Here is a 12398-nt window from a genome sequence, read left to right on the forward strand (position 1 = left end):
GGTAAAAAATATAATTATTATATTTAGCCATCTTCAAAAAATAAATAAGTCAGAATGCACGTCTATTTTGGGTTATACTGCGTCAACAGAACCNNGAACCTGTTTCCTTGTCTAACTCAAAATATACTTCCCATCTTTGACTTATTATTTATTTTCAGATGCCTAAAACTATATTTTAATAATGCAGAGGTGGAAGTTTATGGGTAAGACTCCGTTAAAGAAAGTAATAAAATCTAAATTGAAAGCTAATAAAGAATTAACTCCACAAGAAGCTTTAAGAGAAAAGATAAAGTATGATATAGTAGAAGAATTAGGCTTAGCAGACAAGGTAAATGAATTTGGGTGGAGTAGTTTAACGGCTGAAGAAACAGGAAGAATTGGAGGCATGATGACTAAAAAGAAAAAAGGGTTAAATATTCCTAAGAATGATGAGTTTTTTTAGATGTATATATTATAGTAATAATTCATTCTAATCAAGAATTTTTAAGTATGGAAAGAATTATTAATTAGGATAAATTAATTAAGATAAATTATTAATCTGACTCAGAAGTTCAATTGTAGCTTATATAAATATAAAGAGGTGAAATTCCTTATATAATTGTAGAAGATTTCTTAGACAAAATAAAGAAAGTAATGTAAAATGGATAGGTGATTATATAGAAAAGATGGTGAACCTATGGACTGTTATAATGATTTTGCTGATATATATGATGAGCTTATTAATGAAGATATAAATTATAGAAGTTGGGCAGATAAAATTATTGAGATTTGCAAGGAATATAAAGTTGGAAGAAGAGATTATTTAGATCTAGCCTGTGGTACAGGAAACTTTACAAAATTAATTGGAAAAAACTTTATATTTACAACAGCTATAGATTTATCAGAATATATGCTATCCATTGCAGATGAAAAATTAAAGGCTGAGGGAATTAAAGCTAAAGTTATGTGTCAAGATATATGTAACTTTAATCTTAAAAAGCAATTTGATTTAATAACCTGTGGATTGGATTCAACTAACTATATAGTTGAAGATCAAAAACTTAAACTGTATTTTATGTCAGTGAATAAACACTTAAAAGACGATGGAATTTTTATTTTTGATATTAATACAGAGTATAAGATTAAGCATATATTAGGAAATAACATCTTTAATTATGATAGTGAAGATGTAGTATATATATGGGAAAATCAATTACAAGAAGATATAGTGGATATGTATTTAACTTTTTTTGTGAAAAAAGGACAAGTGTATCATAGATTTGATGAACATCATAGAGAAAGAGCATATAGTGATATAAAAATAGAAAAATTTATAGATGAAGCAGGGCTCTTTATAGAAAAAAAATTTAACTGCTATGAAGAAACTGCTATAAACGAGAACACAGAGAGAATTACCTATGTTTTACGTAAGAAAGGATGTTAAAGTAATGAAAGATAAATTAATTAGAGCTACTGCAAAAGATGGTCAAGTGAGAATAATTGCAGCTACTACAACGGAGTTAGTAGATGAGGCAACTAGAACTCATGAATGTATGCCAACAGCATCAGCGGCATTAGGTAGAATGTTAACTGGTGGAGTTTTAATGGGAGCTATGTTAAAAAATGATACTGATAGCTTAACTATTCAAATAGATGGTGGAGGGGAAGCTAAAGGAATTACTGTTACTGCTCATCATGATGGAAGTGTTAAAGGATACATAGGCGATCCACAAGTAGATCTACCTTTAAATGAAAAGGGTAAGTTAGAAGTTGGTGGTGCTATAGGTAAAAATGGATATCTAAAGGTAATTAAAGATATGGGACTTAAAGAACCTTATGTAGGGCAAGTACCTATATATACTGGAGAAGTAGGTGATGATATAGCATATTACTTCACTGTATCAGAGCAAACACCTTCTGCAGTTGCTTTAGGAGTACTAGTAGATACAAATCTATCTATAAAAGCTGCTGGAGGATTTATTGTGCAAATGATGCCAGGTGCATCAGAGTTTTTGGCAGACATTATAACTTATAGATTAGAAGAAATTCCATCCATTACATCTATGATAGATAAAGGAATGACTATTGAAGAGATATTGGAATTTGTATTTGAAGATATGGATTTAAAAATATATGATTCTTTAACACCGATTTATAAATGTGATTGTTCAAGAGAAAGAATAGAAAGAGTGTTAATGAGTATAGGTAAAAATGATTTACAAGAAATATACGATGATGGCAAAACAGAAGAAGTTTTATGTCATTTTTGTAATAAGACCTATGAGTTTAAAACAGAGGATATTAAAAAAATATTAGATACTGTTAAATAATTTTATTAGGATAAAAGAAATTTTAAAAAGTATATTGACAATGAACTTAAAATTTAATATAATAATCTTTGTTAAGAGTTGGAAAAATAAAGTGTTTTCTCAAAACTTGACAAAGATTATTTATTAATAATGGTGTCACAAGTTTAAATTTTGGTCGCATAGCTCAGCTGGGAGAGCACCTGCCTTACAAGCAGGGGGTCACAGGTTCGATCCCTGTTGCGACCACCACAAAATCTTTATGGCCCAGTGGCTCAGTTGGTTAGAGTGCCGGCCTGTCACGCCGGAGGTCGAGGGTTCGAGTCCCTTCTGGGTCGCCAATAAATTCTAAAATTTGTGTCTGGCTCGATAGCTCAGTCGGTAGAGCAGAGGACTGAAAATCCTCGTGTCGCTGGTTCGATTCCTGCTCGAGCCACCATTATTAAGCGGGAGTGGCTCAGTGGTAGAGCGTCACCTTGCCAAGGTGAACGTCGCGAGTTCGAATCTCGTCTTCCGCTCCAATATGGCGCCATAGCCAAGTGGTAAGGCAGAGGCCTGCAAAGCCTTTATCCCCAGTTCAAATCTGGGTGGCGCCTCCAAAAAGACTTGTAAGTAACTTACTTACAAGTCTTTTTGCTTTGTATAGTTTTGATAGCTAAAAAACCTAATTCTAATATACTATATATTAAAATTAGATTTTAGTTATTTATATATCTTTAGAAAGAAGTGCTGTGCTTTCATGTATTAAATCTTTACGATCAATTAAATCTATAGAAGTTAGACTTAAAGCTTCAATAGATTTCCATATATTACACTGAGCATATTCTGTTAGGGTTGAATCTCTAAATTCCTTTGAAGGGCAAGGAATAGAGGAGTCAGTTACTATTGATATAGATGGATATATAGTAGGCGTAGTATGACTTACAGTACCAATACCTAAAGGGTATAGCATTTTTTTACCACAATTTATTTCAATTAAACAACTTTCTTTTAAATTACTTTCAAATAATTTATTTATTATTTTATTATCTAAAAGTTCTTTACATGGAAGCTCTATTAACTTAATAGAACAATTTATATTTATGATATCTTCTATACATTTAATATATTTTCTTATGCTTTCTTCAATTTTATTAGACAATTTGCAGTTTTTTGATTTAATTTCAAACTTAACCTTTGCACATGAAGGATATTCACTTAGTGCATTATCACAGGTGAGATTTAAGTGATCCATATAACAGTCCTTCGAGATATTTTTAATTAATTCATTTATAAAATGTACTGTATGCAGGCATACATCTAATGAACTTTGATTAGCATTATCATTAGAGATAAGTAAATTATTATAATCGAGCTGTAAGGTTGTGCACGCTTGAGAAGTATTGTTAATAGATGTGACATTATCTACATGAGGAGCAAAAATCACACTACAATTTTCAAACACATTTTCTTTTGTCATTATAATTTCAGACCCATTAGAATATTTTCCAGGACATCCTATCACTACAATAGATCCACCTATTTTATCTATAATGGAAGATAAACCTATGGCTGCGCCTAAGGACATAGTAGCATTAGCATTATTACCAAACACATGCCCATCATCACTTCCACTACTATATTTACATATAAAACATATCTCTGGATGGTCGTTTCCAATCATTGCACGAAAAGCTGTTGGAATACCCATAAAGTTTCTTTCAATATTAAAATTATATTTTTCCAAAAGTTTTATAATGTAGTCTGATGACTTATACTCATTAAAGCAACTTTCACTAGTATCATATAGAAATTTATTAACATCTAGTATTTCTGATTTTATAGTAGATAAAAAGCTCAAAACGTTTTGTTTCAATTATAACCCTCCCTACAATGTCAAAGATATCAACTATAACTTTATATAATTAGTATGTGCACATATATTTATATTATCCTGTAATAGATTTATAGATGTTAAGGATAACTTAATGATAGTACTAAGTTATATATTAATAATTAGAAGAAAAATAAATGATAAATAGATATATTAGTATTTCAACTTGTTAATAGGATATTTAATGTTACTTTAGGTAGAAAAAGTATGAATTATAAGATGAAATTTTTTTTTTGGACAAAATAAAAAAAAGAATTTTATGAATAAAATATATTATAAGGGGCGAGAATTTAGACAGTCTTAACATGAAGTAAAGCTTAGTGAAATTATTGTATTTTAGCTAAGTTAACTTATTCAAAGACAATATAATAATAGACTAACAAGCTCTATTGGATAAATTTTGAGGGGGAAAAATATGAATAAGGAATGTATTATATGCAGAAAGCCTCTAGATAATGGTATACTTATATATGGACGAAGAATTTGTGAGAACTGTGAAAAAAGATTATTAACAATAGAAACCAATACAGATTTCTATGAATTTTATAAGAACTGTATTAAAAAGAATCTAGTTCAACTTATACCAAGAGGAGTGAGTGATAGGTGCCAAGATTACCGATAGTGCATGCACTATTGAAATACAAAGAAGAAGAAAATAGCTATTTTGCTATGCCAGGACATAAAATGGGAAAAGCTTATGAAGATACAAAAGAAGGAAAGGTTTTATTAGATAATTTTATTAAATTTGATATTACTGAGGTAGATGGTGTAGATAATCTACATCATCCCACAGGTATAATAAAAGAAGGACAAGAACAGCTTGCTAATTATTATGGAAGTAAAAAATCTTACTTTTTAGTTAATGGAAGTACTTCAGGAAATATGATTATGATATTTGCCACATTTAAAGAAGGGGATAAAATAATCGTAGAAAGAAACTGCCATAGATCAGTATTCAATAGTATAATACTACGTAAATTAAAACCAATATATGTAATGAATGAAGTAAGTAAAAAATATGATGCACCTTTTTCTATTAATAAGAAGCATCTATTTAAGGTAATAAAAGAAAATCAAGATGCCAAAGGGATATTATTAACTTATCCGAGCTATTACGGTATTTGTACAGATTTGGAGGAAATAGTTAAAGAAGCTAAGAAATATAATATGAAGGTATTAATAGATTCTGCTCATGGAGCACACTTTGGAATTATAGATGAATTACCTGAAAATCCACTTAAATTAGGTTGTGATATGGTCGTTCATAGCGCTCATAAAACTTTGCCAAGTCTAACACAAACATCATTTTTACATGTGAATTGTGAGGAACTTTTAGAAGATGTTAGTTTCTACACTAGTGCCTTTTTGACAACTAGTCCTTCCTATGTATTTCTTGCAAGTATGGATTATAGTAGATATTATTTACAACAGTATGGAAAAAAAGATTATAGTACTTTGATTACTCTATGTGGGAAATATAGAATAAAAATAAATGATCTTGGGTTTTATCATATAATAGATGAATATGATATAATAGGACAAAACCAATCTGTTAAAAGCAGAGTATATATTGATAAGACTAGATATATTATAAATGTACCTAAAGGGTTTAGTGGTCATCTATTATTAGACTATTTAAAAGAAAATAAAATTCAATGTGAAATGAGCGACTCAAGAAATGTAGTATTAATTTTTGCTACCTCAAATACTAAGGATGATTTTGATAAATTATATAGAGTACTAAAAGAATGTAATAAAGATATTTTAAAAGAACAATATGTGAAGCCTAAGGAGTATGATATTCCACCAATAGAAAAATTACCATGGGAAACTATAGACATGAAAAAAGTAGAGTGTAGACTTGAGAGTTCTATAAATAAAGTGTGCGGACAAGCTATAGTTCCATACCCACCTGGAGTACCGCTAATAATGCCAGGTGAAATTGTTACAAAAGATATTATTGATATAATAGGATACTATAGAGATAATAAGATTACACTATTAGGAGTTAAAGATGATAGTTTAGTTATAATAAAATAACATAAAAGCGTATAAGAAGAGGCAAGTTTGGAGGTAAGTTATTTGAATAAAGGGTTATTAATAGCATTGGAAGGTCCAGATGGTAGTGGAAAGTCTACACAAATAGAGTTGCTAGAAAAGTATTTTGTAGATAAGGGTATTGAAGTTATAAGAACAAGAGAGCCAGGTGGAACTAGAATTAGTGAGAAAATTAGAGAGATAATTTTGGATAATGATAACCAAGAGATGGATAATATGTGTGAGGCTTTATTATATTCAGCAGCAAGAGCTCAGTTAGTAAGAGAAGTAATAAAGCCTGCTATTGCTGAAGGAAAGGTGGTTTTATGTGATAGATTTGTGTATTCATCTATAGTTTATCAGGGAATTGCTAGGGAATTAGGAATAGATACAGTAAAATCTATAAATGACTTTGCTTTAGGAGGACTTGAAGCAGATTTAGTATTTATGATAAGTATTCCTTATGAGAAAGGAATTGAAAGAAAGAAAAGCCAAAGAGAATTAGATAGACTTGAAAATGTTGGTATGGATTTTCATAAAAAAGTTTTTGAAGCATATTCAAAAATTGGTAGCATTTATGATAAAATAGAATTAATAAATGGAGATGACTCTATAGAAAATATTCATAGAAACATAGTAAATAGAGTTGAATCCTATATAAAGCATAAATAAAATTTAGGAGGGGTACTATATGAAATTAGTAATTGCAATAGTTCAAGATGACGATGCTATGGATTTAATTGATCTCTTAACAGAGAATGGCTTAAGAGTTACAAAGCTTGCAACTACAGGTGGATTTTTAAAAGCAGGAAATACAACATTAATGATAGGTGTAGATGAAAATAAAGTTGATACTGTTTTAGGATATATAGAAGAAATCTGTAAAGTTAGAAAACAACTTATATCATCACCTTCTCCAGTTGCTGGTTCCACAGGAGTATACGTTCCATATCCTATAGAGGTGAATATAGGCGGCGCTACTATATTTGTTGTTGATGTAGATAAGTTTTTAAGAGTATAATATAATTTAAGTGAGATAATGTACAATAAGTTAAACTTATTGTACATTATTTATTATATAGGAAGGAGCAGATGAGTATGATAGGTCATGATAAGATGAAAAATAGCTTACTAGAAGCAATTAATAATAATAAATTTACTCATGCTCATATATTAGTTGGAGAAAAAGGAATAGGAAAAAGTGTTCTAGCTAAATTTATAGCATTAAAGCTTTTAGGTATAGATACAGTTAGGGAACATGTAGATATAATTTATTGGTCTTTAGATAAAGGAAAGTCGTCTATAGGGGTAAACACCGTAAGAAATATTATAGAGGAATGTAATAAGAAACCCTTTGAGGGAGATAATAAGGTTATTATCATAGACAATGGTGACAAAATTACATTTCAGGCCCAAAATGCATTTTTAAAAACCATAGAGGAGCCTCCAGCCAATGTTTATATATTTATACTATGTGAAGAGTTAGAAGGTATGCTAGATACAATTAAATCAAGGTGTGGTATACATAAATTAAAGTCATTATCAGATGAAGAGATGATTTTATTTCTTAAGAATAGATATGCAGGAATCGAAGAGGAGAAGCTATTAGTAGCTACTTCTTTTGCAAAAGGAATACCAGGAAAAGCAGAAAGTCTAATAGAAAATGAAGATTTTAATTTAATAAGAAATACAATTTTTGAACTTATATATAGAATTAAGGATAAAGATTATGAAACATCTTTAGACTATGAAAAGTTTTTTAATGATTATAGTAGTAGCCAGGAGGAAGTTTTAGATATAGTTATAACTATAATAAGAGATATAATTATATATAAAGAAATTGGTGATGAAAGACTATTAATAAACATTGATAAAATATCAGAAATTAAAGATTTAGTTAATATATTTTCATTAAGCAAATTAAATGGTATGATTAACATTGTAGATGAAACAAGAAAGATTTTAAAAAATAATGTAAACTCGTCATTGGCATTTATAACGATGGTTTTGAGAATGCAGGAGGTTTAAATATGATAACAGTAATAGGAGTAAGATTTAAAAAAGCCGGTAAAATATATTATTTTAATCCCGGTGATTTAGATATAAAAAAAGGCGATTTTGTAGTTGTAGAGACTGCAAGAGGTGTAGAGTTTGGTGAATGTGTAGTTGGCAAGAAAGAACTCAGAGAAGGTGAAATAGTAGCCCCTTTAAAGAATGTAATAAGAAAAGCTTTGGAGGAGGACATAAACACCAATAAGATAAATAAAGAAAAGGAAGAAGAAGCTTTTAAGGTATGTCTTGAAAAAATAAAGGCTCATGATTTAACTATGAAGCTTATAGATGTAGAATATACCTTTGATAATAATAAAGTAATATTCTACTTTACAGCAGATGGTAGGGTTGATTTTAGAGAACTAGTAAAAGACCTAGCGTCAATTTTTAGAACTAGAATAGAACTGAGACAAATTGGAGTTAGAGATGAAGCTAAAATGACTGGAGGTCTTGGCCCTTGTGGAAGAAGTCTGTGTTGCTCTACATTTTTAGGTGAATTTGCACCTGTATCAATAAAAATGGCAAAAGAGCAAAATTTATCTTTAAATCCAACTAAAATTTCAGGAATATGTGGAAGACTTATGTGCTGTTTAAATTACGAACAAGAAACCTATGAAGGTATAAGAAAAAGATTACCTAAGGTAGGTTCTATAGTAGATACATGCTATGGAAAAGGTGAAGTAATCTCTAATAGTGTAGTAAAAGAGGCTGTGAAAGTTAAAGTTAACCTAAAAGATGGTGAAGATGACATTAAGGTTGTTAGCATAAATGATTTAACTTTAATATCTGGTAGTTATGAAGACATAATCAATGAAATTGATTTAAAGGAATTAGAGAATCAAGCTGAAGATCCTACATTAATTAAGGAATTATTTAAAGAAAATTAGGAGGATGGATATGAAGACTACGCTTAAAGTTTGTGATATGGTTACAAGTAAAGATGTTACAAGAGTTAAGAATGCTATATCCATTAATGAAGGAGTTATAGCTTGCGGAATACACAAGGCTAAAAAAGAAGTAGAAATTGTCTATGACAATTATTTTATAAATATAGATGATATAATTCAATCCATAGAAGATAGTGGATATACCGTTATATAGTGTTCAAAGAATCCTTGTAGTTAGAAAGACTACAAGGATTTTTATATATTGGCATTAAACTAAATAAATTTCATAGTATCATGTATATTTTCTATAAATTTGTTAATTATTTAAATATTAGTTATTAAAATATAGAGAGGTGTTAATTATGAAATTTAAAAAGCAAATAGTAATAGCTATAAGTTGTGCAATTGTTTTGGGTGGAATATTTTTTTCTGTAAGCTATATAGGAAATAAGGATCAAAGCAAAGAGCCTAAAAATAATACAGCTTCAACTACTGACTCAAAGAGTAATGAAGCCAACAATGAAAATAAAGAAGCTAACTCTGATAAGACTGCATTAGAACAAGAGGATAAGAATAAAGATGCGGAAGACAAGAAAAATACAAATGAAGATAAAAAGGATACAAGTATGGAGGAAGTAAAAGAAGGATACTATACAGTAAAGTCAAATGACACACTTTATAGTATAGCTAGAACTTACATGCCAAATTCTGATCCAAGTGAAGTAGTAGCAGAGATATTAACAAGAAATAATATGAGTAAAGATGATATTATTACAGCAGGTCAAAAACTTATTATTTCTTATGAAACTTCATTAGTAACAGGAGAAAAAGCCGCTGAGGAAAAAGGCGAAGAGACAGATTCAGCTAATAACAAAAGTCATACTGATCACACTAAATATATTGTTAAATCAGGGGATACATTATTTAGCATAGCTAAGGAACATTTATCCGATATGGATATAATGAAGGGAATCGAACTAATTAAAGCACATAATAACATAAATGATAATGCAATAAAAGTTGAAGATACTTTATGTATACCTAATAAATAGTTTGTATGAATAAAGTAACTTAAATTAAGTCATCTATCTAAATGATAATATACTATAAAAAGGTTTAAGATTTTATGAAAAGTGATATAGCTATGTAGAGAACTCTACATAGCTATATTTTTAATATCTTAACAGAATCACAATCTGCATAAACAAAGTCACTATCTAAAGTTAATAAATAGTCTATGTTGTGGCAAATACAAGTAGCTATATGGGTTGCATCATTTATAGATAATAGATTCTTGATCATAATTTCTTTAGTTTTACTCATACAAACCTTATTTATTTCAACGTATTTATATTTAACTGTATTTTCAAGTTGATTATGCATAGTTACAGCTGTTTTATAATAAACACTAAGGAGATCTCTTTTAGAGCTATTTTTAGAAAGATTATCAAAATACTTTTTATAAGGAATTTCTCTTAACTTATCTATTTTCTTATCTTTTATGATTTTTCTGTCATACTTACTAAAGGACGATATAATTTGCTTTATATTTGTCTGAGAATTGAAGGCACTTTCTTTATCAATTTTATGACATATATCTATCATAAATATTTTATACATGATTTGATTTAGTACTTCAGCAGAGATTATGTTTGTAACTAAGAGTTTGCATTGATTATTAAGTAATATCCTGAATACCTCTATACATTCAGCGTGCTTTATATCATCATCATAGACCAAACTAAGTAAGAATGATGCATCTAATAAAATAGAAGTATTTGATTGAAAACCTACTGATGAAAAAGGGTAAAATAATATTTCCATAATGCAAACCTTTCCTAACTATATATTGAAATACTAAATGATTATTGTATTATATTAAATTAAACTATTACTTATTACTGTTATTTAAGTAATAAATTAAATATAGCTGTATATTTCTATTTATACTGGCAATAATATAAACAGAGTTCTTAGCTTCTATGAAGCTTAGAAATCGTTATCCAGGGACGTAGCAGCTCTTTACTCCAGCTTTGAAGAAGATGTGCGTATTAGGGCTGGTAGTCATCGGATAAATGACAAATTAAATCATAAATATAAACCCTAAATGCAATATGTTTTATTTAGCAGATATAGATTATTTGTAGAAGGCTAGATAATAACATATTGCTTCCCCCTATATTATAGTATACAGAAATAAGAAAGTTTCCCCTTGATGGTTAAAAGTTATAACTATTCAAGGGGATTTTATAATTCATATAATACTATTTTGAAGTAATTAATAATTATAATCTAGATATTACAAAATAATGGGGGTTTTCGCTAACAATAATATAAGTGCTTATTCAATATTTATTTAGATTAGCTTATTTTGCGAAAGACCCATATAAATAGTCTATAAATTTTTATTGTAATTGTTGATAAGATGAAAAACAGAACAACTTATTATATAATAGAATATGAGTAATTTGGCTAATAGAAAGGAATTTTATATTATGAGCTTGATAAATGTAGATGAAACATTAGATGACCTGCAATTAAAGGGTATCAATATCATACAAAAAAAAGATGGGTTTAGATTTGGCGTTGATGCAGTACTTTTAGCTAATTTTGCTAAAGTTAAAAGAAATGCTACCATTATTGATTTATGTAGTGGAACAGGAATAATTCCATTTATAATAAAAGGAAAGAGTCAATGTGGAGTTATAAAGGGTGTAGAAATACAAGGTGAGTTTGCTGAAATGGCAAATAGAACTTCAAAATATAATAATTTTAGTGAAGAGGTTAAATTTATTGAAGGGGATTTAAAGGATAAGGAGCTTTTAAAATCATTAGGTAGGGTAGATATAGTAACTGTAAATCCACCATATAAGTTATATAACTCTGGAATACTCAATGAGAGCGATAAAAGTACTATTGCAAGGCATGAAGTATGCTGTACCCTAGAAGATGTTATAGTGGCAGCTAGGGTACTATTAAAGGACAATGGTAAGTTTTTTATGGTACATAGACCTGATAGGATAGTAGATATATTTACTCTTATGAGAAAATACAAAATAGAACCAAAGAGAATAAGATTAGTTCATCCTAAACCAGGAAAAGCACCTAATATAATATTAGTTGAAGGACAAAGAGATGGAGGTGCATTTCTAAAAATAGAAGACCCATTGTATGTACATATGGAAGATGATTCTTATTCAGAAGAGATTAAAAAAATATATAATTCACAATGGTTAGGATAATAAAACAAAGTATAGAAGAGGT

General features: G+C 29.0%; 14 protein-coding genes and 5 tRNA genes. 17 read left to right on the forward strand and 2 right to left on the reverse strand.

What is annotated here, in order from left to right; all coding sequences use genetic code 11:
- Positions 1–199: 199 nt before the first annotated feature.
- The 8 genes from B3W71_RS03620 (at position 200) to B3W71_RS03655 (ending at position 2884) form a co-directional block, all read left to right on the forward strand.
- Complete coding sequence (locus B3W71_RS03620) at positions 200–442, forward strand: small, acid-soluble spore protein, alpha/beta type (RefSeq protein WP_346887582.1); 243 nt, start codon at positions 200–202, stop codon at positions 440–442.
- Positions 443–676: 234 nt separating this feature from the next.
- Positions 677–1423: a class I SAM-dependent methyltransferase gene (locus B3W71_RS03625; RefSeq protein ID WP_346887583.1), complete on the forward strand. Its 747-nt coding sequence runs from the start codon at positions 677–679 to the stop codon at positions 1421–1423.
- A 4-nt stretch (positions 1424–1427) separates the two neighbouring features.
- Positions 1428–2309 carry an Hsp33 family molecular chaperone HslO gene (gene hslO, locus B3W71_RS03630; RefSeq protein ID WP_346887584.1) on the forward strand — a complete coding sequence of 294 codons (882 nt, stop codon included), beginning with the start codon at positions 1428–1430 and terminating at the stop codon, positions 2307–2309.
- A 152-nt stretch (positions 2310–2461) separates the two neighbouring features.
- Positions 2462–2537 (forward strand) — tRNA-Val (locus B3W71_RS03635).
- 12 nt (positions 2538–2549) lie between these two features.
- A tRNA-Asp gene (locus tag B3W71_RS03640) sits at positions 2550–2626 on the forward strand.
- 22 nt (positions 2627–2648) lie between these two features.
- Positions 2649–2724 (forward strand) — tRNA-Phe (locus B3W71_RS03645).
- Positions 2725–2731: 7 nt separating this feature from the next.
- A tRNA-Gly gene (locus B3W71_RS03650) sits at positions 2732–2806 on the forward strand.
- Between the two features lie 4 nt (positions 2807–2810).
- Positions 2811–2884: transfer RNA gene (locus B3W71_RS03655), tRNA-Cys, on the forward strand.
- A 107-nt stretch (positions 2885–2991) separates the two neighbouring features.
- Here B3W71_RS03655 and B3W71_RS03660 read toward each other — a convergent pair.
- Complete coding sequence (locus B3W71_RS03660; RefSeq protein ID WP_346887585.1) at positions 2992–4140, reverse strand: hypothetical protein; 1149 nt, start codon at positions 4138–4140, stop codon at positions 2992–2994.
- Positions 4141–4573: 433 nt separating this feature from the next.
- Here B3W71_RS03660 and B3W71_RS03665 point away from each other — a divergent pair, with 433 nt between their 5' ends.
- From B3W71_RS03665 to B3W71_RS03700, 8 genes are all read left to right on the forward strand, one after another.
- Positions 4574–4780, forward strand: a complete 207-nt coding sequence (locus tag B3W71_RS03665; RefSeq protein WP_346887586.1) for a sigma factor G inhibitor Gin — start codon at positions 4574–4576, stop codon at positions 4778–4780.
- Positions 4762–6198, forward strand: a complete 1437-nt coding sequence (locus B3W71_RS03670) for an aminotransferase class I/II-fold pyridoxal phosphate-dependent enzyme (protein ID WP_346887587.1) — start codon at positions 4762–4764, stop codon at positions 6196–6198. Before B3W71_RS03665 ends, B3W71_RS03670 begins: the two co-directional genes overlap by 19 nt.
- Before the next feature lie 42 nt (positions 6199–6240).
- The gene (gene tmk / locus B3W71_RS03675; RefSeq protein ID WP_346887588.1) at positions 6241–6867 is read left to right on the forward strand and encodes a dTMP kinase; all 627 of its coding nucleotides are present in this window, start codon (positions 6241–6243) and stop codon (positions 6865–6867) included.
- A 19-nt stretch (positions 6868–6886) separates the two neighbouring features.
- Positions 6887–7216, forward strand: coding sequence for a cyclic-di-AMP receptor (locus B3W71_RS03680; RefSeq protein WP_346887589.1), 330 nt, complete (start codon positions 6887–6889; stop codon positions 7214–7216).
- 77 nt (positions 7217–7293) lie between these two features.
- The gene (locus tag B3W71_RS03685; protein WP_346887590.1) at positions 7294–8223 is read left to right on the forward strand and encodes a DNA polymerase III subunit delta'; all 930 of its coding nucleotides are present in this window, start codon (positions 7294–7296) and stop codon (positions 8221–8223) included.
- Positions 8224–8225: 2 nt separating this feature from the next.
- Positions 8226–9134: a stage 0 sporulation family protein gene (locus B3W71_RS03690; protein ID WP_346887591.1), complete on the forward strand. Its 909-nt coding sequence runs from the start codon at positions 8226–8228 to the stop codon at positions 9132–9134.
- A gap of 10 nt (positions 9135–9144) precedes the next feature.
- Positions 9145–9348 carry a heavy-metal-associated domain-containing protein gene (locus B3W71_RS03695; protein ID WP_346887592.1) on the forward strand — a complete coding sequence of 68 codons (204 nt, stop codon included), beginning with the start codon at positions 9145–9147 and terminating at the stop codon, positions 9346–9348.
- A gap of 148 nt (positions 9349–9496) precedes the next feature.
- Positions 9497–10186 (forward strand): LysM peptidoglycan-binding domain-containing protein, encoded by a 690-nt coding sequence (locus B3W71_RS03700; RefSeq protein ID WP_346887593.1) that lies wholly within the window; start codon positions 9497–9499, stop codon positions 10184–10186.
- 112 nt (positions 10187–10298) lie between these two features.
- On the opposite strand, the gene B3W71_RS03705 is transcribed toward B3W71_RS03700, so the two are convergent.
- Positions 10299–10958, reverse strand: a complete 660-nt coding sequence (locus B3W71_RS03705; RefSeq protein ID WP_346887594.1) for a type II toxin-antitoxin system VapC family toxin — start codon at positions 10956–10958, stop codon at positions 10299–10301.
- Positions 10959–11629: 671 nt separating this feature from the next.
- Between B3W71_RS03705 and B3W71_RS03710 the strand changes: the two genes are divergently transcribed.
- Positions 11630–12376, forward strand: a complete 747-nt coding sequence (locus B3W71_RS03710; protein WP_346887595.1) for a tRNA1(Val) (adenine(37)-N6)-methyltransferase — start codon at positions 11630–11632, stop codon at positions 12374–12376.
- The last annotated feature ends 22 nt before the right edge of the window (positions 12377–12398 follow it).

The sequence above is a fragment of the Clostridium sp. UBA1056 genome, from assembly GCA_002316385.1.
Lineage (GTDB): Bacteria > Bacillota > Clostridia > Clostridiales > Clostridiaceae > Clostridium_J.